Raw genomic sequence first — 23,469 nt, 5'->3', positions numbered from 1 at the left:
CGGGGGTGGACGTCCTGGGCCTGGTGGGGGTGGTGATCGCGCCCGGGGGTGAGGCGCGCGGGTGGGACCCACGATAGCGAGCGCCTCCTGTGCGCCACGAGTCCGTGCGGATCGGCACCGCGGTGTTTACGCCGCGGAAACACGCTGTGCTCTCCGCGGCGGGCTCGGTGCGTGCTCAGAACGGGGGTGCTCACCTGCACGGTGGCCGAGCATCCCGGCGCTCGGGAGGCTCCCGGCGCCGGGAGCGCCCCGGGGAGCGTAAAATCGCAGGGTCCGCGGAGGCGGCCGCCCGCTCCGGGCCGGCGCGTCCTCCGGATCGTGCGGGACACCGCACCGACGGACCCGGCGACGCCGCTCGGTCCCCGCCCTCGCGCGACCCCGACCCGCCCGCACCACCAGAGAGGCTTGACCGTGGCCGAAGCCGACACCGCCAGCCGACTGTGGACCCTCCACCTCGCGCGAGCCGCCGTCGCGGCCGTCGCCGGTGTGGTGATCACCTTCTCGCCCGACCACGGCCCCGCCTTCGGCCTCGCCGTCTTCGCCGGTTTCGCGATCCTCAGCGGCGCCGTCGCCCTCGTGATCGGCCTGCGCACCCTCGCCGGGCGCGGCCGCACGCTCGCCCTCGCCTCCGCCGGGGTCACCCTCGCCGCCGGCGTGCTCGCGCTCGTCGCGCTGCCGGTCGCCGCGCTGCTGCCCTTCATCGCGCTGATCGCCGGCTGGGCGCTCGTCTCCGGCTCCCTCGAGTTCTCCAGCGGCCGCCGCGGCACCGGCCTCGCCGCCCGCGACGCGGTGATCGTCGGCCTCGGCACGGCCCTGCTCGGAGCGGTCTTCGCCCTCCTCCCGCCGCACCCCGTCGTCTCGGTCGGACTCCTCGGCGCGTACGCCGTGATGCTCGCCGTGTTCCTCGCGATCGCCGCGTTCTCGCTCAAGTGGGCCGCCGGCGCCGATGCCGCCGCACCCTCCACCCCCACCACCGGAGGAGACCGATGACCGCCCCCGACCCCGCCTCCGAGCCGTCGCCCTCCGACGACGACTTCGCGCCGCGCACCTTCCGACCCACCCGCAAGGACCGCCTGCGTCCGCTCGAGCTCGTCGGCCTCTCCGCCGTGATGGCGGCCTTCGTCGGCCTCGTCGTGCTGATGTCGACCCGCGAGTTCGTCGTCGCCCTGATCGGCTTCGGCGTCGCCTTCATCGTCGTCCTCGTCGCCATCGCCATGTTCTCGCTGACCTTCAAGCCCGACGAGGCCGAGATCGCCGACCTCGACGAGCAGGACGGTGCTCACTAGGTCGGAGTGACGCGCGCGCCGGTGCGTGGGCGACGGAGTCGCCCGCACCGACGCGCGCGTCACTCCTCCCCGCGGTCGGCTTCCTGAGGGGGCCGGGTTCCGCAGGGCGTCCTGTGTTCGCTGCGCCGATTCGCCTGGGCTGTGCTTCTGGGGTCGGTGCGACTGCGTCGCCCCTCCCCGCGGTCGGCTCAGCGAAGTGGCCGGGTTCCGCAGAGCGGGTCGCGTCCGCTGCGCGTAATCGCTTGGCACGCGATTCTGCGGTTCGCTCGCGCCTGCGGTGGAGCCCTGCTGGCATCCGCGTGGTCGGCCCCTTCGTGCGCTCAGGGGGCATGGATCGTCGGCTGAGGGCGTCATCCGCCACGTTCTGGGTGAGGAGCGCGTTGCCTGCCTCGGGATAGCGAACGGAGACCGCGCGGGGCTGGTTACTTTTATGGCGAACGCTGCGCTGTCAGTCCGAGTCCATGCCGACCCGGCGGAGACGCTCGACCCACTCGCGGAAGCGGGGCGTGAATGCGAGTGCTGGGCCGAGATCGTCCTCCAGTACCGCGACGCCGTCTCGGACCTTGCTGTAGTCGGGAAGCGCGAGCAGAACTCGTTTCGACGGCGCCGTAGCCGGTCCGTCATTGATCAGTTCGGCGTTGTCGGACACTTCAGCGACGAGGCTGCGGAAAGTGTCAGCCACATCGGAGCGACCTAGCACGTCGCCTGACGCCGCTCCGGCCGCGATCACCAGGGTTTTGAACTCGTGCAGCGCGAGGAAAGGCTCAAATCGAGAATCGTAGGCGAATGTGCGCGCGATGGCTCGCTCGCGGGAGGTGGCGCAACCCGGCTGAGCATGGACGCTCGTGCAGTCACACTGAGGCGCGTCGGAGGGGTAGCCGTAGAAGTCGATCATCGTCGTGATCAGTGACCAGTGCGGCTGATGCAGCAGACGACGGAGCTGAGCCTCGTAATGGGCCCACTTCCCACCACCACGGAACGTCGTGCCGTCCGCGGTCCGCGAGGTGTGCACGACGATCGGCTGAAGGTAGGCGACCGACGTGCCGATGAACGGCTGAAGGACCTGGTTGACGAAAGCCTCCTCCGTCTGGCCCTCGACGAGGATGACGATGAGAGCGGTCACGCCGCGGAAGTCCTTGCCACCGTCACCTTGGAGCCCGGCCGCCCGCCGAGCAGATTCATCTCCCACAGCTCGCCGACGGAGTAGTCGGCGAGCCAGACCTCCAGAATCTCCCGATCGGGCCGGTGGACGACCGTTGAACCGTTGTCCCGCTCGACGACGGCGATGTCAGCCAAGGTGAATTGGCCGAGCAAGGTGACGGACTGCGTGGCGGCGACGATCCTCCGGCCGGTTTCGGTTCGCCGCATCAGATCTGCAAGCTGATGGATCGCAGCGGGATGAAGTCCGAGTTCCGGCTCGTCAAGCACGATCGTCGCCGGAGGTCTCGGCTGCTGAAGCAGTGCGGCGAGACAAGCGAAGCGCAGTGTGCCCGAACTGAGAGCGGCCCCCGAGAAGACGCCGTCCAGGCCCCGTTCGCTCCATCGAAGGAGGACTCGTCCTCCTTCGGGCTTCAGTACGAAGTCGTCGAAGAAAGGTGCGACATTGCGCACTGATCGGCGGACTTGCTCGTACCTCGCGAGATGGTTGAGCTTCATGTCGAGGAGTACTGCCGCGAGATTCCTGGCATCGCTGTGCAGCGATTCGGAATCAGCCACGTCCACGAAGCGAAGAGGCGCCGCGGAGGGGCTCGTGTCATCGAAGTGGAAGACGCGGCAGCCGGACAGGATGTCGAGAAGGTACTGGTTGGCGGAGTGGTCATGAGCGCGAGCAGTCAGTCGGCTTTCGCGACTGAGACCGAGCCGATTGTCGTACGGCTGCTCGTAGTCGTGGCGATGGGTGAAAGTCGTCTCCTCGAGCAGAGCCGAGTCGTCGGGCCCGGACGTGAGTCGCATCCGGTAGCCGTTCCGGTACGGCCCGTTCCAGCTGCCCCATGCGTCGATGACGATTGCGTCGGCCGATGCCGGCCCGGTGGATCGGTGCAGCATCTGCGCGAAGCCGCCGCTGCGCAGCACATGGTCGCCGAGTTTTCCGTCCACCGTGTAGCCGAGCAACTCGAAGGCGTCGACGATGTTGCTCTTGCCCGCACCATTCGCCCCGATCAGAAGGGTGACGGACGATGACAGGTCCAAGGTGATCGATTCGATCGAGCGGAATCCGGCCACCGTGATGGACGCGAGAGGTGCACTCATCCGTATCCCCTCTCCGCGAGCCTTCCATCCAATCCTACGGACGGGATCGGCGGTGCGCATCGACGCGTTCGTTCTGCAGCGGTGAGCCGGCCGTTCTACGGCGCGACGTCGTCGCGGGCGGTCTCCCCGAGCGCGTACGCCAGGCTGCGCGCGTAGATCTCCTCGAGGCGGGACGCGACGATGCGGTACTGGACCGAGCGTCCGCGGCGCTGCTCGCGCGGGAGGTTGCCGAGGACCACTCCGGCGTCCTCCAGCTCGATGAGGTGCCGGTAGAGGCTCGTCGTCGTGGCGCGGCCGGTCGGCAGCTCCGGGCCGATCGCCTCCACCAGCTCGCCGAAGAGCAGGCCCTGCTCGGGACGCGCCGCGCGGGAGAGCGACCGCAGGATCCCCCGGTTGATCTCGCTGCCGACCACCCGGACGGCCAGGTCGGCCTCCTCCGGGGTCGCTCGACTCCTCGTGGACGACGTGGACGAAGGCATGACGCCCATCCTCCCGCACGGTGCCGTGACGAGATCCCACAGGCGCGTATTGCCACACCGTCTGGGTACCGGATGATTCGCGCCAGCGGGATCATGAACCCATCGAACGGTTACCTTGATGTCCGTCGGCGCGCCTCTCGCGTGCCGGTACGCGACCGCATCCGGCGCTCGCGTGGGGCGCGAGCCTCGACGCACACAGGGGAGAGAACGGCATGGATCGACGACGACGGGCGGGGGAGCCCGCGAGAGCCGCGGTGGGCGGGCAGTGTGTCCGGAGACGAGCGGCGGTGTGGCCGAGCGGCGTGCACCGCGGCCGGATGCGGGTGGGGCGCCGACTGGTTGCAGGCCTCCTGGCGGCGGGACTGGTCGGCGGGGCCGGCACGTCGCTGGCGGTGACCTCGTCGTTCCTCGCGCCGCTGTCGGCGTCGGCGGCGACGCACGGCGCGGGCTTCGACCTGGGGAAGGGCTTCCTCGGCGCCTACCGCCACCCGGACGGGACGCTGGCCTACTGCCTGCAGATCAGGGCGTCGATCCCGTACAGCCCGACGTCCGGTCCGTCGCTGAACAGCGACTGGAACTCCCTGTCGCCGGATCAGCTCGCACGTCTGAGCTACGTCATGGACGTCCACGGCGACACGGAGGACGCGAACACCGCGGCCGCCGTCGCGCTGTACGTGTGGGACGTGGCGGACAACGCCGCGTACAACGGCAACGGCATGCCGGGCGACGTCTACTACAGCGCCCGCGCCGGCGGCAACCGCGATGCCGTGCTCGAGCTGCTGAGGCAGTACCGGGCGGAGGCCGCCGGCGTGACGGCGGTGCAGCCGGGACGGACGTCCGGGTCGGCGTCGCTGAGTCTCGACATGCAGTCGAGCGCGGGCACCGGCAGAGTCACGGCTCGGACCGATCCGCCCGGGCAGGCGGGGACGGTGCATCTGACGAACGCGGTGTTCGACGACACCGGATCCGGGGAGTCGACGATGAAGGGCGGGGAGTCGCGGACGTTCCGCGTCGTCCCGAGCGCCGGCCCCTCCTTCGCCGTCGAGGCGCGGACCGACGAGATCCGGGTGGCGGGTGCCTCCGGCTACCTGGGCAACATCATGACCTGGGCCCCAGGGGTGACCTCCGAGCAGTGGACCGCGTCGAAGGGGCAGAAGATCGACGGCTCGTTCACGATCGCCGCCGCCACGGCGGCCTCCGCACCGATCCCGACCCTGTTCTCACCGATCGGATCGACGCAGGTCTCGACACGACGCGTGGAGGCCGGGACGCAGGCGACCGACACCGTCACGGCGGGCGTCGCACCCGGGTCGGGGGAGTGGCGCACCCTCGACGGCGCGCCCGTGCCGGTGGTCTACCGCGGCACGCTCCACGGTCCGTACGCCGAGGAGCCGGCGCAGGCGGACGCGGTGCCGCCGGGCGCGCCCGTCGCCGGAAGCGCCGAGCTGACCGCGACCGGCCCGGGAATGTACACCTCCCCGGGAGTCACGGTTCCCTCGGCCGGGTTCTACACCTGGGTCTGGCGCGTCGAGGAGGCGTCGCAGCCGGACCGGGTGAAGCCGTTCCTCCCCGACGGCTACACCTGGTCGGACGGGTTCGGGCTGGTCGCGGAGACGCATCTCTCGCCGACGACGGTCGCGGCGGAGACCCGGGTCACGGACGACGAGATCCCCGTCGCCACGACCTCCACCGACACCCTCACGGTGAAGGACACCGGAGCCTGGCTGAAGAAGGACGGGAGGAGCGTCCCCGTCACCTTCACGGGCACCGCCTACTGGGTCCCCGGCACCGGAGCGGTCCCGGCGACGCGACCGGAGAACGCCAGGGTCCTGACGACCTCGCGCATCGTCGTCGAGGGTCCCGGCACCTACACCTCGGAGGCGGCGACCGCGCCGGCGGACTCGGCCGGCCACATCGTCTGGGTCTGGTCCGCCCCCGAGACGCTCTTCACGACGGGCTGGGCGGACGGATGGAACACGAAGGGCGAGGTCGTGCGCGTGACGACCCCGGAGGTCCGCACGAAGGCGACGCCCTCCGTGCCGCTGTCGGACACCGCGAAGGACGAGGCGGTCGTCGACGGCGAGGTGCCGGCGGGCGCCGTGATCACCTTCGAGGCGTACCGGCAGACCGGCGACCGGGCCTCCTGCACCGTCGAGTCCCGCGTCTACGACGGCTCGACGTCGCCCGTCGCGGTCGCCGCGGGCCGGAACGAGAAGAGGTCCTACTGGTCGAGCGAGGTCCGCTTCACGGAGCCGGGTGTCCATCACTGGGTGGAGACGCTGCGGACGAAGGACGGCCGCGTCCTGCACCGCGGCGAGTGCGGAGTGCCGGGGGAGACCACGACGGTGACCGTGCCCGAGGTGACGTCGAAGGCGCAGACCGACAGCGCGGTCCACGACGGTGCGACCGACGACGCGATCGTCACCGGGGACACGCCGAAGGGCGCGTACCTGGTGTGGAAGGCCTACCTGGCTGTCGGCACGGTGTCCGCCGCTGACAGCGTGCCGCCGGTCTGCGACGAGGCGACGCTGGTGGCCGACACGACCGGCACCCCGGTCGTCGTCGAGAAGGCGGGCACCTACACCTCGCCCCCGGTCGTCTTCACCACCGCGGGCGCCGTGCACTGGGTGGAGGAGCTGCACTCCTACGACGGGAGGATCCTCGCCCAGGGTGCGTGCGGAGCGCCCGGCGAGACGACCACCGTGCACACTCCCGACGTCCGTACCCGGGCCACCCCGGCAGTGCAGGTGGGCGAACCGGTGCGGGACGAGGCCGTCGTGAACGGCTGGGTCCCGGTCGGCGCGGTGATCACGTTCGAGGCGTTCAGGAGGAGCGGCGACCAGGACACGTGCACGCCGGCGAACCGCGTCTTCGACGGATCGGGCAGCCCCGTCGCCACGACACCCGGCCTGAACGAGGACGTCTCCTACTGGTCCGGTGAGACCCGGTTCGACGAGCCCGGCGACTACTACTGGGTCGAGACGCTCGCCACGAAGGACGGGACGGTCCTCCATCGCGGGGAGTGCGGAGCACCGGGCGAGACGACCGTCGTCTCGCCGACGCCGGTCGTCCCGAAGGTGAGCACGACCCTGGCCGACTCCGGAGCCCATCCCGGCCCGTGGCTCGGCGGCGGCCTGGCCGCCCTCGTCCTCGGTCTCGCCGCCGCCCTCCTCGCCCGCAGGCGACGCCCCTCGCCGCAGGAGTAGCCCCACGGCGCCCTGCATGCTGGTCGTGCACGTCGGTCGAGCAGCCCCGCGGGGGCGTGCACGTTGGTCGAGTAGCCCCGCAGGGCCAGGCATATTGGTCGAGTAGCCCCGCAGGGCCCTGCATGCTGGTCGAGTAGCCCCGCAGGGGCGTGCATGTTGGTCGAGCAGCCCCGCAGGGGCGTATCGAGACCCACCGTCCTCAGCACAGCAGGTCCGCGGACTCGCGTGCTGGAGGCGCTGGATCTCGATACGCCCGCTCCGCGGGCTACTCGATCAGCATGAGGGCGCGAGCGGACCGGCAGTGGGCCTCGTGTCCCGAGCGGAGCCCCGCCCGCGTCCACTCGACAGCCCTGATCCGCGCGAGCGGACCCGGATCGAGCCCCACTGTTCAGTCGGACTCCGTCCCCGGCCGGCTGGTCGAGTAGCCCTGCAGCGCGTTGCGATGTTGCTTGAGTAGCCCGCAGGTCCCTGCATGCTGGTCGAGTAGCCCCGCAGGGGCGTATCGAGACCCACCGTCCTCAGCGCGGCGGGTCTGCAGACTCCTTTCTGCTGCCGATCCCCTTCGGAACGCCCGCCCCGCGGGCTCCTCGATCGGCGTGCACGCGGCGGCGTCGGTGGTCCGGGTTAGCGTGCGGGGGTGGCGGAGGCGATCGGGCGGTGGTGGGAGCGGCGGCGGTTCTCGCGAGGGGTCGACGTCCCGTATCCGGTGGGGACGTACCGGGAGGCGTGGGCGTCGTTCCCGGTGCTCGTGCTCCAGTACCGACCCGAGTACAACGGGGGGATCGTCCTCAGCCAGATTCCGCCGGCGGCCGACGTCTACCTGTGCTGGCTGTGCGACGCGGGACACGTGTTCGTCGCGACTCCCGAGGAGCAGCGGCACCGGCCGGGCCGGGAGCGGCGGCGCTCGTCCTGGTGCCCTGACTGCGCGGCGCTCGCGAAGCCCCGGACGCCGCGGCCGGCGGTGGAGCCGGTGGTCGAGCGTCCGTCGACCCCTGCTCCCGAGCCTGCTGGTGCGCGCCCGCCCCGTCCCGCCCGCACGCCGACGAGGTCGCGCTCGCCGCGGATCTGCTCGAAGACCCCGCAGCTCCCGCCGGGAGAGCCCTTCGTCAGCGCCTGCGCGCCTCCGCCCGCATCGGCGGTCGAGGCGCGGCTCCGTGCGCTGCTCGCCGAGCGGCTCGAGTTCGAGCCGGGGTTCACGGCGGTGCGGCTGAGCCGGCCGTTCTTCGAGCATCTGGAGGCGTGGCCGGACATCGTGCTGAGCGAGCTGCGGGTGGCGATCGAGTACGACTCCACGGGCCGCCACGGGCTCGAGCACGTGGGGCATCGCGAGGAGGCGGACCGGCGGAAGGACCGCGCGCTGCGGGCGGTCGGCTGGGAGGTGGTGCGGGTGCGGACCGGGCGCCTGCCTCCGCTCGGGCCGCACGACGTCCTCGCGTCGGGCGTCTCGGCGGGACTCGTCGACCGGCTGCTCGACGAGCTGCGCGAGATCCGCGGCCCGCTTCTCGTGGACGCCTGGACGCGCTGACCGGACGCCTACGGAGCGCTGACCGGACGCCTGGACGCGCTGATCCGGCGCCCGGACGCGCCTACCGGTCCCAGGGGCGTGCCGGTCGGCCGCGCGACCCCGCGGCGGGTCAGGTGCGCAGCGCGAGCGCCTCGCTGCACCAGCGGCGATACAGGGCCCACGGGTCGGGCTCGCCCGCCCGCACCACCTCGACGTGCCGGTCGAGCGCGGCGCTGCGGGTGAACCACTCCGTCCGCTCCAGCCGCTCGACGGCGAACTGCGCGTGGCGGTGCTGCTCCAGTGCCCGCCCGCCGCGCTCGAAGGCGAGCAGCTCCTCGTGCCGCAGCCGGTGCAGGCGCTGCCGTGGGTTGCCGCTGGTGCCGATCTTGATACGCCCGGCGAAGCGGATGTAGTAGACGACCTCGACGCGCGGCGGCGGCAGCTCGCCGTCGGGCGCGTCGCCGAGCCGCCACTCGCAGGCCGCGCAGAGCCAGCCGGAGGGGTGCCGGACGCCCAGCCGCGAGCCGCAGACGAGGCACGGCGAGGGGAGGGCGTCGACGACGCCGTCCTCGCGCGCCACCCAGTCGTGCGCGAGCCCGAGGTGCGCGCTGCAGAGAGCGACCGGCGCACCTGGCTCGGCGGCCGAACGGCAGCCGTCGAGGGCGCAGCCCCGGGCAGCGCAGTCGAGGGCAGCGCGGTCCGGGGCAGCGCAGTCCGGGGCGGGCACTGCATCGGGGGACATTCTCCGACACTAGGCAGGACCCCCGACATCCGCGCCGGGGGCCGTCGCCGTCGAGCTCCCTCGCAGGCGAGCTCGATGACGGCTCAGCTCAGGCGGTCGACCAGCTCCGAGGCCAGACCGGTGTAGCCGGCGGGCGTCAGCGCGAGCAGACGGGCCTTCGCGGCAGCGCCGATGTCGAGGCCGTCGACGAAGACCGCGAGGTCCTCGGCGCCGAGGCGCTTGCCGCGGGTGAGGTCCTTGAGCATCGCGTACGGGTCGGTGATCGAGGAGCGTCCCGCGACGACCTCGGCGCGGATGACGGTCTGGATCGCCTCCGCGAGCACCTCCCAGTTGGTGTCGAGGTCGGCGGCGAGGGCGCGCGGGTCGAGGTCGATCTCGAGCAGACCGCGGGCGATGTTGTCGAGCGCGAGCAGCGAGTGGCCGAACGCGACGCCGATGTTGCGCTGCGTCGTCGAGTCGGTCAGGTCGCGCTGCAGCCGCGAGGTGACCAGGGTCTGCGCGAGCGAGTCGAGCAGTGCGCTGGAGAGCTCGAGGTTCGCCTCGGCGTTCTCGAACCGGATCGGGTTGATCTTGTGCGGCATCGTCGACGAACCGGTCGCGCCGGCCTGCGGGATCTGCCGGAAGTAGCCGAGCGAGATGTAGGTCCAGACGTCGGTGCAGATGTTGTGCAGGATCCGGTTCGCGTGCGCGGCCTTGCCGTAGAGCTCGGCCTGCCAGTCGTGCGACTCGATCTGGGTGGTGAGCGGGTTGAAGACGAGGCCGAGGGAGCCGACGAACTCCGCCGCGAGGGCCGCCCAGTCGGTGTCCGGATCCGCCGCGAGGTGCGCCGCGAAGGTGCCGGTCGCTCCGCTGAACTTGCCGAGGTACTCCGTGGCCTCGAGCTGCACGACGACCCGCTCGAGGCGGAAGGCGTAGACGGCGAACTCCTTGCCCATCGTGGTGGGCGTCGCGGGCTGGCCGTGGGTGCGGCTGAGCATCGACTCGTCGCGGTAGCGCACGGCGAGCTCGCGCAGGGAGGCGACGACCGAGCGCAGCTTCGGCAGCCAGACGTCCTCGACGGCCCGGCGGACGACGAGCGCGTAGGAGAGGTTGTTGATGTCCTCGCTGGTCGCGGCGAAGTGGGTGAGCTCGGCGATGCGGTCCAGACCCAGCTCGGCCAGCCACTGGCGCACCAGGTACTCGACCGCCTTCACGTCGTGGCGGGTGACGGCCTCGAGCTCGGCCAGGCGGTCGATCTCGGGCTGGCCGAAGTCGCGGGCGCGGCGGCGGAGCTCCTCGGCGGCGGCGGCCTCGACCGGCTCGGAGCCGAAGAGGCGGCGGTCGGTGAGGGCGAGGAGCCACTCCACCTCCACGTGCACGCGCGCTCGGTTCAGACCGGCCTCCGACAGGTGCTCGCCGAGGGCGGAGACGGCGGCGCTGTAACGGCCGTCGAGCGGGCTGAGCGGCTGGGGAGGGAGCGAGGTCATGCGGTGGTGCCTTCCGGTTCTCGGGGGTCCCGCGCGCTCTGGAGGCTCGATCGCGGGTCGGTGCGGACCGTGCGGTTGCCGCGCAGTCCCGGTTCGATCTGGGCGAAGAGCGCCCGGCACGCGCGCTCGATCAGCGCGAGCACCGAGTCGAACGCCGCCGCATCGGAATAGTAGGGGTCGGGGACGTCGCCCTGCGCCGAGAGGCCCGGCTCGAAGGCGAGCAGGCGCCGGATCTTCTGCCGGTCGACGTCGGTGCGCGCCCAGGAGCGCAGCGCCCGCTCGTGGCCGTGATCGAGGGCGACGACGAGGTCGAACTCCTCGAAGAGCGCGGGGTCGAAGAGCCGCGCGCGGTGCGGGGCGCCGTCGAGTCCGCGGCGATCGAGCGCCTCGAGGGCGCGGTGGTCGGCGTGCTCGCCGAGGTGCCACTCGCCGGTGCCGGCGGAGGTGATCGTGATGACCGAGCCGAGCCCGGCCTGCTCGGCGAGGGAGCGCAGCACCACCTCCGCCATCGGCGACCGGCAGATGTTGCCGGTGCAGACGAAGCACACGGCGAACGCCGACGGCGCGGAAGAGGGGGTCACCCGCCCATCATGGCGCACCGGCGGTCCTCCACAGAGGGCGGATTCTCGACCTCTCCACCGTTCGGGGGAGCGCCCGCCCGCGGCCGACCGCGGTGCCCGAGGCTGGCCGCGGGCATCGAGAGAAGGGAGGTGGCGGATGGGCGTCGAGGCGGCTGCAGGGGGAGCGACGGGTGCGGCGGCGCCGTGGCCGAGCGCGGCGGTGGCGGCGCTCGCCGAGCGGATCGGGGTGCTGCGCGGGGAGGCGGGCGGACTCCTTCCCGACGCCGACTGGGAGGGGGCGGCGGCGCGGGAGTACGCCGAGCGGGCGGCCGAGCTGCTGGCCGGGCTCGCGACGGCGGAGGCGGCGGCCCTCGGGCTGGCGGTGGGGGCGGGCGGATGAGGGCGCCGTCCCCGGTGCGGGTGGAGACGGCCGAGCTCGACGAGCGCCGGCGCGTGCTCGAGGGGCTCGCGGCGGGGCTGGCCGAGTGCGCGGTGCTCGGCGACGGGCTCGTCCCGGCGGTGATGCTCGCGGCGCCGGCCCGGGTGGGCGAGCCGGCGGCGCTCGGTGATCGGCTCCGCCTGCTCGAGGCGGAGGCGGTGGCGCTCCGCGAGGCGCTCGCGGCGGCAGCGGCCGGGTACGAGCGGGCGGAGGAGGAGGCGGTACCGGGGATGCGGGAGATCCTCGGGCCTCAGACCGCCGTCGCGCTCTTCGAGCGGCGCGCGGGCGAGTCCCTCGCGCGGCGGCTTCCCGGTGCCGTCGAGGACGCCGCGGTGCTGGTCCGGGCGGTCGCCGACGCCGCGTTCGGGTCGGTCTCGGCGGCGGCGCGGGCCCTCGCGGGGGACGAGGGTGCCGAGGCCGACCTGGCGGAGGAGGGGGAGGACCTCGTCCGGGCGCTGCTGGGCGACCCGCTCCTGATCGAGGGCCTGCGCGGGGTGATCTCCTCGATCGGCCTCGGCACCGAGATCGGGGTGCTGCTGCTCCCGCCGCCGCTGGCCGACGTGGTCGGGCGGCCGTCGTCCGAGCAGGTGATCGGGAACGGAGTGCAGTCGGCGGCGGGGGTGCTCGTCATCCTGGGGACGGTGTTCGGCGTGCTGCCGGCACCGGGTGAGCGGGAGCTGCGGGTGGAGCGGGTGCCGCCGCCGGTCGACCCGCTCGCCGCGCCGGCGGGCTGGGGGGAGCTCGCGGCGCGGATCCCGCCGAGCGATCCCGACGGACCGCAGGTGGTGATCGAGCGCTACGGCGGGGAGTGGCTCGTCACGCTCTCCGGCACCACCGACTGGAGCGCCGACCCGGAGCAGGCCTTCGGGGCTCCGTCGAACCTGCAGGCGATGGCGGGCGGGCGCGCCGCCTCCGTCGAGGGAGCGCTCGCGGCGATGGCGGCGGCGGGGATCCCCGCCGGGGCTCCCGTCACGATCGCCGCGCACTCGCAGGGCGGGCTGGTCGCCCTCCGGGTGGCGCAGTCGGGGCGCTACGACGTGCACGACGTCGTCACCTTCGGCAGTCCGGTGCGCGGGCTGGATCTGCCGGAGGGGACGCGCTCGCTCTCGATCGAGCACTCCGACGACCTGGTGCCGGCGCTCGGCGGCTTCGGCCGGACGGCGGCGGAGGAGCCGGGGGCGGTGCTGGTCGAGCGCGACTCCCCGGCGGGGATCCCGCGAGACACCCCGGTGCCCGCGCACGCGCTGGACGCCTACGTCGAGACCGGGCACGCCCTCGATGCGGCGGCCGACCCCCGGCTCGCGGCGACGGGGGCCGCGCTGTTCCCGCTCTGGCGAGGAGCGCCGGACTCGCGCGTCGCCGCCCGGCTGACGACCGTGCCGGTCAGTCCCGGCGGCGGTCGCGAGCGAAGGGGCGCAGGAGCAGCCCGATGAACCAGTTGACGATCGCGAGCACCAGGGCGCCGAGGACGCCCCACCAGAAGCCGTCCACGACCAGGCCGAACCCGAAGAGGCCGCTGATCCAGGCCGTCAGCAGCAGGAGCAGGCCGTTCACCAGGAAGGAGACGAGACCGAGCGTCAGCACGTACAGCGGGAAGGCCACGACGCGGACCACCCCGCCGACCACGGAGTTGACGACGCCGAAGATCACCGCGACGAGAAGGTACGTGAGCACCGCGGCGGTCGGCCCCTGCTCGTACGGATCGACGCGGACGCCCGCGACGACGAGCGTGGTCAGCCAGAGGGCGACGGCGTTGGTGGCGAGGCCGAGGAGGAGTCTGCGCATGCCTCCACTCTGGCGCAGCCCGCCTCCACCCGGGCGATCCGGCGGTGCGGGAGGGTGCCTCGCGCGGCTCGCCCGGCCGCCGCCCGAATAGCATGGTCCGGGTGACCGACCAGCAGGAGCCACCCGTCCGCCTCCGCCCCGAGATCCTCGCTCTGCCGGCCTACCGCCAGGGCCGCGCCGCCTCCGCGGACGCGTTCAAGCTCTCCTCCAACGAGAACCCGTTCGATCCGCTGCCCTCGGTGCTCGAGCGGGTGCAGGCGATCACCGACTTCAACCGCTACCCGGACGCCGCGGCCACGGCGCTCCGGACGGCGCTCGCCGAGAGCTACGGCGTCGGGATCGACGAGGTCATCGTCGGAGCGGGCTCCGTCGCCGTCATCGCCCAGCTGATCACCGCCGCCGCGGGACCGGGCGACGAGGTCGTGCACGCCTGGCGCTCCTTCGAGGCCTACCCCTCCCTCATCACCACCGCCGGCGCCACCGGCGTGCGCATCCCCCTGCGCGCCGACGACACGCACGACCTCGACGCGATGGCGCAGGCGATCACCGAGCGCACCCGCCTGGTGATCGTCTGCAGCCCGAACAACCCCACCGGGACCGTCGCCACCGCGGACGACGTGGCGGCCTTCCTCGAGCAGGTGCCGGCCGACGTCCTCGTCCTGCTCGACGAGGCCTACGCCGAGTTCGTCGGCGACGAGCACGCGGTGGACGGCGCGACCCTCCTCGGCCGCCACCCCAACCTCGTCGTCGCCCGCACCTTCTCCAAGGCCTACGGACTGGCGGGGCTGCGCGTCGGCTACGCGATCGGGCACCCGCGGATCCTCGATGCCGCCCGCTCGACCGCCATCCCCCTCTCGGTCACCCGCTTCGCGGAGACCGCGGCGGTCGCCTCGCTCGAGCACCGCGAGGAGCTGCTCGAGCGCGTCGGCCGCATCGCCCAGCTGCGCGACCACCTCTGGCAGGCGCTGCTCGACCAGGGCTGGACCATCCCGAAGTCGGAGGCCAACTTCCTCTGGTTCGACACCCGCGAGCAGACGGAGGCGGCCGCGGCGGTCTTCGAGCGGGCCGGCGTGGTCGTCCGCGCCTTCCCGCCCGAGGGCATCCGGGTGTCGGTCGGCGAGGCGAGTTCTGTCGACAAGCTCCTCACGGCAGCGGCGGAGATTGTCGGGACCCTCCCGAAGGCGCATCCCGCGAGGCGGATAGGTTAGTCGGGTGGCAGCCACCAGCGAGACGCCGACGGTCCAGTTCCTCACCGCGGACGGCCGGTTCGCGCCGACCCCCGCGGCCGAGCAGTACGCCCCCCTTCTCGACGGGATCGACGAGGCGCAGCACCGCTCCTTCTACCGCGAGATGGCGGTCGTCCGCCGGTTCGACATCGAGGCGGCGAACCTGCAGCGTCAGGGTCAGCTCGGACTCTGGGTGCCGAGCCACGGGCAGGAGGCGGCGCAGGTCGGCTCCGCGTTCGCGCTGCGCCCGCAGGACCACGTCTTCCCCTCCTACCGCGAGCACGTCGTCGCCAAGGTCCGCGGCGTCGACCTGCTCCGCGTCCTCGCGCTGCTGCGCGGCGTGACGCACGGCGGCTGGGACCCGGCCGACCCCGCGCACGGCAACTTCCACCTCTACACGCTGGTCCTCGGCTCGCAGGCGCTGCACGCGACCGGCTACGCGATGGGCCTCACCTTCGACGGCGCGACCGGCACGGGCGACCCCGAGAAGGACGCGGCGGTCATCGTCTACTTCGGCGACGGCGCCTCCAGCCAGGGCGACGTCAGCGAGGCCATGGTCTTCGCCGCGAGCTACCAGACGCCCGAGGTGTTCTTCCTGCAGAACAACCACTACGCGATCTCGGTCCCCGTCGCCACGCAGTCGCGCAGCCCGCTCTACCTCCGCTCCTCCGGCTTCGGCATCCCGGGCGTGCAGATCGACGGCAACGACGTGCTCGCCAGCTACGCCGTCACCGCGAAGCACCTCGCCGACGCCCGCTCCGGCGGCGGCCCCCAGTTCATCGAGGCACTCACCTACCGCATCGGCGCGCACACCTCGAGTGACGACCCCACGAAGTACCGGACCGACGACGAGCTCGCCTCGTGGGTCGCGAAGGACCCGATCACCCGCTTCGCCGCGTACCTGCGCGGACTCGGCGCCTCGCAGTCGTTCTTCGACGAGGTGGACGAGGAGGCGAAGGACTTCGCCGCCGACATCCGGCAGCGCCTGCTCGCGCTCGAGGCGCCGCCCGTCGACGTGATGTTCGACCACGTGTACTCGGAGCCGCACCAGCAGGTGGCGGAGCAGAAGGCGTGGCTCCAGGGCTACGAGGACGCGCTGGGAGGCGACCCGCGATGACGATCGACACGAGCACCACCGTCCAGCCGCCGCTGAGCGACACGCAGCTGGAGTCCATGTCGATGGCGAAGGCGCTGAACGCCGGGCTCCGCCGCGCCATGACCGAGAACGACCGCGTCCTGCTGATGGGCGAGGACATCGGCCCCCTCGGCGGCGTCTTCCGCATCACCGAGGGCCTGCACGCCGAGTTCGGGCCGCAACGCGTGCTCGACACCCCGCTCGCCGAGTCCGGCATCGTCGGCACCGCGATCGGCCTCGCGATGCGCGGCTTCCGCCCGGTCTGCGAGATCCAGTTCGACGGGTTCATCTACCCGGCCTTCGACCAGATCACCTCGCAGCTCGCGAAGATGACCAACCGGCACGAGGGCACGCTCACGATGCCCGTCGTCATCCGGGTGCCGTACGGCGGGCACATCGGAGCGGTCGAGCACCACCAGGAGAGCAACGAGGCGTACTTCGCGCACACCCCGGGTCTGCGCGCGGTCAGCCCGTCGACCCCGAACGACGCCTACTGGATGATCCAGGAGGCCATCGCCTCGGACGACCCGGTGATGTTCTTCGAGCCCAAGAGCCGCTACTGGCCCAAGGGCGACGTCGACCTCCGCGCCTCCGCCGCCCCGCTGCACGCGACCCGCGTCGTGCGCCAGGGCGACGAGGTCACGGTCGTGGGCTGGGGGCCGATGGTCTCCGTGCTGCTCCAGGCCGCCGAGCTCGCCGGCGAGGAGGGGACCAGCGTCGAGGTCGTCGACCTGCGCTCGATCTCGCCGATCGACTGGGAGCCGCTGCTCGCCTCGGTCCGCAAGACCGGTCGGCTCGTGGTCGCCCAGGAGGCGTCCGCGAACGTGAGCCTCGGCTCCGAGATCGCCGCGACCGTCACCGAGAAGGCGTTCTACTCGCTCGAGGCGCCGGTGCTCCGCGTCGCGGGCTTCGACACGCCCTTCCCGCCCGCCAAGGTCGAGAAGCTCTTCCTCCCCGACGTCGACCGCGTGCTCGAGGCCGTCGACCGCTCGCTCGCGTACTGACGCACCGGACGACGCCCCCGCGTTCCGACGCGCCCCCTTCCCTCATGCAGAACCGGCACAGCCAGGAGTCCCGACGATGACAGAGCACTTCCTCCTCCCCGACGTCGGCGAGGGCCTCACCGAGGCCGAGATCGTCTCCTGGCGGGTCAAGGTCGGCGACGAGGTGAGCGTCAACCAGGTCCTCGTCGAGATCGAGACCGCCAAGTCGCTCGTCGAGCTGCCCTCGCCGTTCAGTGGCACCGTGGTCGACGTGCTCGTCGACGAGGGCCAGACGGTCGACGTCGGCACGCCGATCATCACCGTGCAGGGCGCGGGGTCGGTCGGCTCCGAGATCCCGGCGATGCCCGCGCAGGCCGCGCCGCCCGCCGCCCCGCCCGCCCCCTCGACCACCGAGCCCGGCGAGGGCTCCGGCGCCGCGCTGGTCGGCTACGGCACCGCCGGCGGCCACGTCGCCACCCGCCGCCGCCGTCCGGCCGCGGGCGCCGCTCCGGAGAAGCCGGCCCGCCCGGCGGCGGCGCCGCGACCGACCTCGGTCCCCGCCTCCTCGGCGCTGCCCGTCATCGCGAAGCCGCCCATCCGCAAGCTCGCCAAGGACCTCGACGTCGACCTGCTCGAGGTGCAGGCCACCGGCCTCGCCGGCGAGGTCACCCGCGACGACGTCATCCGCCACGCCTCGCAGGCCAGCGTCTTCCGCAACATCCAGACCCCCGCCTGGGGCGACTCCCGCGAGGACCGCATCCCCGTCCGCGGCGTCCGCAAGGCCATCGCCTCGGCGATGTCGCGCAGCGCCTTCACCGCGCCGCACGTCAGCGTCTTCGTGGACGTCGACGCGACCCGCACGATGGAGTTCGTCAAGCGCCTGAAGAACTCGCCCGACTTCGCCGGCGTCAAGGTCTCGCCGCTGCTGATCATGGCCAAGGCCATCATCTGGGCGGTCCGTCGGAACCCCACCGTCAACTCCGCCTGGACCGACACGGACATCCTCGTCCGCCACTACGTCAACCTCGGCATCGCCGCGGCGACCCCGCGCGGCCTGCTCGTGCCGAACGTCAAGGACGCCCAGTCGATGAGCCTCCTCGAGCTCGCCCAGGCCCTCGAGAAGCTCACCCTCGACGCCCGCGACGGCAAGACCTCCGCCGCCGACATGCAGAACGGCACCATCACCATCACCAACATCGGCGTGTTCGGCATGGACACCGGCACCCCGATCCTCAACCCCGGCGAGGTCGCGATCATCGCCCTCGGCACCATCAAGCAGAAGCCCTGGGTCGTCGACGGCGAGGTCCGCCCCCGCTTCGTCACCACCGTCGGCGGCTCCTTCGACCACCGCGTCGTCGACGGCGACGTCGTCAGCCGCTTCGTCGCCGACGTCGCGAGCGTGCTGGAGGAGCCGGCGCTGTTGCTCGATTAGAGCGGATTCCTCCTTCGTCGTCATCCGCTCCGCGGTCGGCTCGGGTGGGTGGTCGCGTTCCGCAGAGCGTCCCGCGTACCGGTACGACGAATCGCTGTCACGCGATTCGCCGGTGACCTCGGCCTTGCGCCGGGAGTGACGTGCTCGGACTCGTGGGCTCCGCTTCGCGGTCGCGGCTCTCGCGGAGCGGCCCACTCATGCTGGTCGAGTAGCCGCGGAGCGGCGTATCGAGACCCACGTGCTCCGTGTGGGCGGATCTCGATACGCGCCCTGCGGGCGCTACTCGATCAGCATGCAGGGCGTGCTTGTTCGGAGGGGCTCCGCTTCGCGGTCGCGGGTCTCGCGCGGCGGCCCCTCCACGCTGGTCAGGTAGCCGCGGAGCGGCCCACCCATGCTGGTCGAGTAGCCGCGGAGCGGCCCACCCATGCTGGTCGAGTAGCCGCGGAGCGGCCCACCATGCTGGTCGAGTAGCCGCAGAGCGGCGTATCGAGACCCACGTGCTCCGTGCGGGCGGATCTCGATACGCGCCCTGCGGGCGCTACTCGATCAGCATCAGCATCAGCGCGGGGTCGGGTCGAAGGAGTGCAGGGCGAGCTCGGCCGACAGGAGGGTGCTCGCCGTGGCGCCGCGGACGCTGGTGCCCTGGGAGTCGAGCGGCGGGCTGACGACGGCGGCACCGAGGCGGCCGGGGGCGGAGAGGACGATCGCGCCGGAGACACTCGACTTGGCGGGGACTCCGACGGCGCGCATCCAGCGGCCGGAGCCGTCGTAGACGCCGCAGGTCGCCATCACCGAGACGACGTCGCGGGCGACCTCCGCCGGCACGACGCGCTCGCCGGTCACGGGATTCACGCCGCCGAGGGCGAGGGTCGCGCCCATTACTGCGAGGGCCTCCGCGTCGACGAGGACGGCGCAGGCGCGGGCGTAGGCGGCGACGGCGTCGTCCGCACTGCGCCGCAGGGTGCCCTCGGCGCGCATGAGGTGCGCGAGGGCGTGGTTGCGGTCGCCGAGCAGGTGCTCGTTCGAGGCGACGCTCTCGTCGACCTCCAGCGAGCGGCCGGCGAAGGCGGAGAGGCCGCGGAGGATGCGCTCGCCGCGGCCGTCCGCGTCGCCGCCGTCGACGAGGGCGGCGGTCAGCAGGGCGCCCGCGTTGACCATCGGGTTCGGCGGGCGGCCGGTGCCGCTCTCGAGCTTCAGGGCGTCGAAGGCCTCGCCGGTCGGCTCGATGCCGACGCGGTCGAGCGCGTCGCCGTCGGTGTCGAGCAGGGCGAGTGCGAAGAGGAACGGCTTCACCGCCGACTGGATGCTGAACGCGACGTCCGCCTGCGCGCTCGAGCGCACGGTGCCGTCCGGCAGCGCCAGCGCGATCCCGCACAGCGCCGGATCGGCCGCGGCCAGCTCGGGGATGCTGTCGTCCACCTCTCCGCCGTCCTCCTCGAGGACGCGCGCCCGCAGCTCGTCGAGGTCGAAGCCCTGGGGAGAAGCCATCCCTCCACCCTGCCACCCCCGCCTGACCCCTCCGCGAGATGCCACTTGTGAGCGCGACACGCCGGGGATGGCGTGCACAAGTGGCATCTCGCGGAGGGGGAGGGGAGAGGGGCGGGTCAGCCGAGGATGCGGCGGACGGCCTCGCGGACGACGGCGTCGTCGGCGGGCTCCTCGTCGAGGGCGCGGTGGATGGTGAGGCCCTCCATCAGGGCGTCGAGCATGCGGGCGGTCATCGGGTCGACGTGCCGTTCGAGGGCGGCCCGGGAGCGGGCCATCCAGCTGTGCGTGATGCTGCGGTACTCCGGACGCCGGGCCGCGAGGGTGTAGAGCTCGTGGGTGATCACGAGCTCGCGGCGGCTGCCGAAGATGTCGTGCAGGACGACGTCGACCACGGCCTCCCGCGCCTCGTCGGGTGTGCGGGCGTCGGTCATCCGCCGCAGGGTCTGCTCGGCGACGGAGTCGGCGAAGCGGGTGAAGGCCTCGTGCAGCAGCTCGTCCATCCCGGCGAAGTGGTAGCTCATCGAGCCCAGCGGCACGTCGGCGGCGGCGGCCACGCGGCGGTGCGAGGTGCCGGCGACCCCCTCCTCCGCGATCACGTCGAGGCAGGCGTCGATGATGCGGTCGCGCCGGTGCGGATCGGTGCGGCGAGGTGTGCGCGGGGCGGGCTCGCTCTCAGCGGTCTCGGTCACTCCGTGACGCTCCGGATCACGCGCGCCGGATTGCCGACGGCGACGACGCCGGCCGGGATGTCGCGGGTGACCACGGCGCCCGCTCCGATCACGCTGTCGTCGCCGATGCTCACCCCGGGACAGACGATCACCCCGCCGCCGAGCCAGACGTTGTCGCCGATCGTGATCGGCCGCGCGGCCTCGAGCTTGTCGCGGCGCGGACCGGGCTCCACCGGGTGCGTGGGGGTGAGCAGCTGGACGTTCGGGCCGATCTGGCAGTCCGCGCCGATGGTGATCGCCGCGACGTCGAGCGCGGTGAGGTGGTAGTTGACGAAGGTGCGCGGGCCGATCGTGATGTTCTCGCCGTAGTCGACGAACAGCGGCGGCTTCACGAACGCGCCCTCGCCGAGGGAGCCGAGCAGCTCGACGAGCAGCGGGCGGGCGGCGTCCTCGTCGGCGAGGGCGGCGCGGTGGTAGGCGTCGGCGAGTCGCGCGGCGCGCTGCGCGAGGCGCGTGCTCTCCGGGTCGTCGGCGATGTAGAGGTCGCCGGCGAGCATCCGCTCGCGGTTGCTGCGGTCGTCCCCGGCGAAGTGGTCGGCGACGTGGTCGGTGCTGTCCATGTGCACGATCGTACACACTGCGTGTACGGTCGTACGCATGTCCACCGCCCTCGCGCCGCCGTCCACCGAGTCGCGCCGCGCCCGCACCGCCGTCGCCGCGCTCTTCCTCACCAACGGCGCGCTCTTCGCCAACCTCGTCCCGCGCTTCCCCGAGATCAAGGCCGACCGGGCGCTCGACAACGCGGCCTACGGAGTCGCGATCGCCGCGTTCCCGGCCGGCGCGGTCGTCGCCGGGCTCGCCGCGGCCGTCGTGATCCGGCGGCTCGGCAGTGGCCGGGCCGCGGTGCTCGGCACGATCCTCACCGCGATCGGGACGGTGCTGGCCGGCTTCTCGCCGTCGCTGCTGGTCTTCGCCGGGGCGCTCGCCTTCGCCGGCGCGACCGATGCGATCACCGACGTCGCGCAGAACAGTCACGGTCTGCGGGTCCAGCGCCGCTACGGGCGCTCGATCATCAACTCCTTCCACGCGATCTGGTCGATCGGCGCGGTCCTCGGCGGCTCGATGGCGGCCGGGGCGATCAGGCTCGGCCTGCCCCGCGCCGTGCACCTGAGCATCTCGGGGGTGCTCTTCGCGGCCGTCGCGCTGACCGCGCTGCGCTTCCTCCTGCGGGGCCGGGACGACGAGACGGCCGCCGAGTCGGGGGCCGCGCCGGTCGGGCGGGCTCGGATCCGCCCGCGGGTGGTGCTGCTGCTCGCGGCCCTGGTCGCGGTGGCGATCGCGGGCACCCTCATCGAGGACGCGGCCTCGACCTGGGCCGCCGTCTACCTGGGCGGCTCGCTCGGGGCGACCGCGGCGGTGGCGGCGTACGGCTTCGTCGCGCTGGTCGGCGCGCAGTTCGTCGGCCGGATCCTCGGCGACCGGCTGGTCGACCGCTTCGGCCAGCGCACCGTGCTCCGGGTCGGCGGGGCGATCGCGGCGCTCGGGATGGGCGCGGCGCTGGCGTTCCCCTCCGTTCCCGGCACGATCGCCGGATTCGCGGCCGCCGGCTTCGGGCTCGCGACCACCGTGCCCGCGGCGATGCACGAGGCCGACGAGATCCGGGGGCTGCGCGCGGGCACCGGAGTGGCGATCGTCTCCTGGCTGATGCGGCTCGGCTTCCTGCTCTCGCCGCCGATCGTCGGTCTGGTCGCCGACGGCGCGGGGCTGCGGGTGGGGCTCCTGGTGGTGCCGATCGCGGGGGTCGTGGCGGTGCTGCTCGCGGGGGTCCTCGGTCGGCGCCGCACGACGGGAGTCGCGTCGTGACCGGGCTCGAGGCAGTGCCCGGCCCGGAGAGTGCGACCGGTCTGGAGGCGGTGCTCTGGGACATGGACGGCACGATCGTCGACTCGGAGCCCGCATGGGTGCGGGCGCAGGAGGTGCTCGCCGGCCGCTTCGGCCGCGAGTGGACGCGTGCCGACGCGCTCGCGCTGATCGGCAGCACGATGGAGCAGACGGTGCGGGCGCTGCAGGCCGCGGGGGTCGAGCTGCCGGACGCCGAGGTGGAGGCGGCGCTCGAGCGCGACGTGCTCGCGGAGATGCACCGCGGGCTGGTGTGGCGGCCGGGCGCGCGCGAGCTGCTGCGCGATGTGCACCGGGCGGGAGTGCGGCAGGCGATCGTGACCACGTCCTCGCGCGTGATGGCGCAGGTCGTCGTCGACGCACTGGCGGCGGAGGTGCCGCTCGCCGCGCTCGTCACCGGCGACGACGTGTCGCGGGGCAAGCCGGATCCGGAGCCGTACCTGCTGGCCGCCGCGACGCTCGGCGTCGACATCGCGCGCTGCGTCGCGATCGAGGACTCGCCGACCGGGCTCGCGGCGGCCGTGGCGTCCGGGGCGTGCGCGGTCGGGGTGCCGCACGACGCGGAGCTCGCGCCGGGCGCGGACCGCACGCTCTGGCCGACGCTCGCCGGCCGCGGCGTCGCGGACCTCGCGGTGCTGCTGCGCTGACGTGTCGGCGGTGGGGGATCTCGATACGCCCGCTGCACGGGCTACTCGATCAGCATGAAAGCGCCCGGACCCGCGTGCGCGCATGCGCGTGCCGGAGAGGGCGGGGAGCGCAGGTCGCCTCTCCTGCTGGTCGAGGAGCGGGCCGCAGGTCCGCGTATCGAGACCCGGCGGCCGAGGTGCCTGCGGTGGGGGATCTCGATACGCCCGCGGTGCGGGCTGCTCGATCAGCAGGAAGCGCCCGCGTCCTCGGAGAACAGGGAGCGCAGGGCGCCTC

General features: G+C 72.9%; 22 protein-coding genes. 12 read left to right on the top strand and 10 right to left on the bottom strand.

All coding sequences use genetic code 11. The features are described from left to right. Window positions 1–411: 411 nt before the first annotated feature. Together EDF35_RS04335 and EDF35_RS04330 are read left to right on the top strand one after the other, a co-directional pair. Window positions 412–990, top strand: coding sequence for a hypothetical protein (locus tag EDF35_RS04335; RefSeq protein WP_133960846.1), 579 nt, complete (start codon window positions 412–414; stop codon window positions 988–990). Further along, on the top strand, window positions 987–1,286 hold the full coding sequence (locus EDF35_RS04330) for a hypothetical protein (protein ID WP_243586020.1): 300 nt from the start codon (window positions 987–989) through the stop codon (window positions 1,284–1,286). Before EDF35_RS04335 ends, EDF35_RS04330 begins: the two co-directional genes overlap by 4 nt. Window positions 1,287–1,734: 448 nt before the next feature. Here EDF35_RS04330 and EDF35_RS04325 read toward each other — a convergent pair whose 3' ends face one another. The 3 genes from EDF35_RS04325 to EDF35_RS04315 all read right to left on the bottom strand — a co-directional run bounded on the left by EDF35_RS04325 (window position 1,735) and on the right by EDF35_RS04315 (window position 4,015). Continuing rightward, on the bottom strand, window positions 1,735–2,409 hold the full coding sequence (locus tag EDF35_RS04325) for a DUF4276 family protein (RefSeq protein ID WP_166674000.1): 675 nt from the start codon (window positions 2,407–2,409) through the stop codon (window positions 1,735–1,737). Then, complete coding sequence (locus tag EDF35_RS04320) at window positions 2,406–3,536, bottom strand: AAA family ATPase (protein WP_133960844.1); 1,131 nt, start codon at window positions 3,534–3,536, stop codon at window positions 2,406–2,408. Before EDF35_RS04320 ends, EDF35_RS04325 begins: the two co-directional genes overlap by 4 nt. A gap of 95 nt (window positions 3,537–3,631) precedes the next feature. Beyond that, complete coding sequence (locus EDF35_RS04315; protein WP_133960843.1) at window positions 3,632–4,015, bottom strand: hypothetical protein; 384 nt, start codon at window positions 4,013–4,015, stop codon at window positions 3,632–3,634. A gap of 323 nt (window positions 4,016–4,338) precedes the next feature. Here EDF35_RS04315 and EDF35_RS04310 point away from each other — a divergent pair, with 323 nt between their 5' ends. Both EDF35_RS04310 and EDF35_RS04305 read left to right on the top strand, forming a co-directional pair. Beyond that, the gene (locus EDF35_RS04310; RefSeq protein ID WP_133960842.1) at window positions 4,339–7,221 is read left to right on the top strand and encodes a hypothetical protein; all 2,883 of its coding nucleotides are present in this window, start codon (window positions 4,339–4,341) and stop codon (window positions 7,219–7,221) included. Window positions 7,222–7,858: 637 nt separating this feature from the next. After that, entirely contained in the window at window positions 7,859–8,746 is an 888-nt protein-coding gene (locus EDF35_RS04305; RefSeq protein ID WP_243839839.1) for a hypothetical protein, read from the top strand. A 109-nt stretch (window positions 8,747–8,855) separates the two neighbouring features. Here the strand turns inward: EDF35_RS04305 and EDF35_RS04300 are convergent, their stop codons facing one another. The 3 genes from EDF35_RS04300 to EDF35_RS04290 all read right to left on the bottom strand — a co-directional run bounded on the left by EDF35_RS04300 (window position 8,856) and on the right by EDF35_RS04290 (window position 11,514). Further along, window positions 8,856–9,467, bottom strand: a complete 612-nt coding sequence (locus tag EDF35_RS04300; protein ID WP_243839838.1) for a GIY-YIG nuclease family protein — start codon at window positions 9,465–9,467, stop codon at window positions 8,856–8,858. An 83-nt stretch (window positions 9,468–9,550) separates the two neighbouring features. Next, window positions 9,551–10,933 carry an adenylosuccinate lyase gene (gene purB / locus EDF35_RS04295; RefSeq protein WP_123444666.1) on the bottom strand — a complete coding sequence of 461 codons (1,383 nt, stop codon included), beginning with the start codon at window positions 10,931–10,933 and terminating at the stop codon, window positions 9,551–9,553. Beyond that, entirely contained in the window at window positions 10,930–11,514 is a 585-nt protein-coding gene (locus tag EDF35_RS04290) for a low molecular weight protein-tyrosine-phosphatase (protein WP_243625706.1), read from the bottom strand. Before EDF35_RS04290 ends, purB begins: the two co-directional genes overlap by 4 nt. A gap of 136 nt (window positions 11,515–11,650) precedes the next feature. Here EDF35_RS04290 and EDF35_RS20645 point away from each other — a divergent pair, with 136 nt between their 5' ends. Both EDF35_RS20645 and EDF35_RS20640 read left to right on the top strand, forming a co-directional pair. Beyond that, window positions 11,651–11,893, top strand: a complete 243-nt coding sequence (locus EDF35_RS20645; RefSeq protein WP_166673999.1) for a hypothetical protein — start codon at window positions 11,651–11,653, stop codon at window positions 11,891–11,893. Next, window positions 11,890–13,365, top strand: a complete 1,476-nt coding sequence (locus EDF35_RS20640) for a hypothetical protein (RefSeq protein ID WP_166673998.1) — start codon at window positions 11,890–11,892, stop codon at window positions 13,363–13,365. Before EDF35_RS20645 ends, EDF35_RS20640 begins: the two co-directional genes overlap by 4 nt. Here the strand turns inward: EDF35_RS20640 and EDF35_RS04280 are convergent. Further along, window positions 13,316–13,717 carry a phage holin family protein gene (locus tag EDF35_RS04280; protein WP_123705656.1) on the bottom strand — a complete coding sequence of 134 codons (402 nt, stop codon included), beginning with the start codon at window positions 13,715–13,717 and terminating at the stop codon, window positions 13,316–13,318. The two genes, EDF35_RS20640 and EDF35_RS04280, sit on opposite strands and share 50 nt — an antisense overlap. Before the next feature lie 101 nt (window positions 13,718–13,818). On the opposite strand from EDF35_RS04280, the gene hisC reads away from it, so the two are divergent. The 4 genes from hisC to EDF35_RS04260 all read left to right on the top strand — a co-directional run bounded on the left by hisC (window position 13,819) and on the right by EDF35_RS04260 (window position 18,493). Next, window positions 13,819–14,925 (top strand): histidinol-phosphate transaminase, encoded by a 1,107-nt coding sequence (gene hisC, locus EDF35_RS04275; RefSeq protein WP_243839837.1) that lies wholly within the window; start codon window positions 13,819–13,821, stop codon window positions 14,923–14,925. A gap of 4 nt (window positions 14,926–14,929) precedes the next feature. Beyond that, window positions 14,930–16,060, top strand: coding sequence for a thiamine pyrophosphate-dependent dehydrogenase E1 component subunit alpha (locus tag EDF35_RS04270; RefSeq protein ID WP_123705654.1), 1,131 nt, complete (start codon window positions 14,930–14,932; stop codon window positions 16,058–16,060). Next, the gene (locus EDF35_RS04265; RefSeq protein WP_123705653.1) at window positions 16,057–17,082 is read left to right on the top strand and encodes an alpha-ketoacid dehydrogenase subunit beta; all 1,026 of its coding nucleotides are present in this window, start codon (window positions 16,057–16,059) and stop codon (window positions 17,080–17,082) included. Before EDF35_RS04270 ends, EDF35_RS04265 begins: the two co-directional genes overlap by 4 nt. Before the next feature lie 76 nt (window positions 17,083–17,158). Beyond that, the gene (locus EDF35_RS04260; protein ID WP_127888256.1) at window positions 17,159–18,493 is read left to right on the top strand and encodes a dihydrolipoamide acetyltransferase family protein; all 1,335 of its coding nucleotides are present in this window, start codon (window positions 17,159–17,161) and stop codon (window positions 18,491–18,493) included. Between the two features lie 558 nt (window positions 18,494–19,051). Here EDF35_RS04260 and glsA read toward each other — a convergent pair. From glsA to EDF35_RS04245, 3 genes are all read right to left on the bottom strand, one after another. Further along, on the bottom strand, window positions 19,052–19,981 hold the full coding sequence (gene glsA, locus EDF35_RS04255; protein WP_133960840.1) for a glutaminase A: 930 nt from the start codon (window positions 19,979–19,981) through the stop codon (window positions 19,052–19,054). A gap of 116 nt (window positions 19,982–20,097) precedes the next feature. Next, window positions 20,098–20,670, bottom strand: coding sequence for a TetR family transcriptional regulator (locus EDF35_RS04250; protein ID WP_133960839.1), 573 nt, complete (start codon window positions 20,668–20,670; stop codon window positions 20,098–20,100). Next, the gene (locus tag EDF35_RS04245) at window positions 20,667–21,269 is read right to left on the bottom strand and encodes a sugar O-acetyltransferase (protein WP_133960838.1); all 603 of its coding nucleotides are present in this window, start codon (window positions 21,267–21,269) and stop codon (window positions 20,667–20,669) included. Before EDF35_RS04245 ends, EDF35_RS04250 begins: the two co-directional genes overlap by 4 nt. A 37-nt stretch (window positions 21,270–21,306) precedes the next feature. Here EDF35_RS04245 and EDF35_RS04240 point away from each other — a divergent pair, with 37 nt between their 5' ends. Next, window positions 21,307–22,512: an MFS transporter gene (locus EDF35_RS04240; protein ID WP_133960837.1), complete on the top strand. Its 1,206-nt coding sequence runs from the start codon at window positions 21,307–21,309 to the stop codon at window positions 22,510–22,512. Further along, a complete protein-coding gene (locus tag EDF35_RS04235; RefSeq protein ID WP_243839836.1) occupies window positions 22,509–23,195 on the top strand; it encodes an HAD family phosphatase in 687 nt (228 codons plus the stop codon). The genes EDF35_RS04240 and EDF35_RS04235 overlap by 4 nt, the downstream gene beginning before the upstream one ends. Window positions 23,196–23,469: the final 274 nt, after the last annotated feature.

The sequence above is a fragment of the Rathayibacter sp. PhB151 genome (genome assembly GCF_004366415.1).
Taxonomy (GTDB): domain Bacteria; phylum Actinomycetota; class Actinomycetes; order Actinomycetales; family Microbacteriaceae; genus Rathayibacter; species Rathayibacter festucae.
The sequence above is the reverse complement of the archived record's forward strand: the minus strand, read 5'-3'. Positions and strand labels throughout refer to the sequence as shown.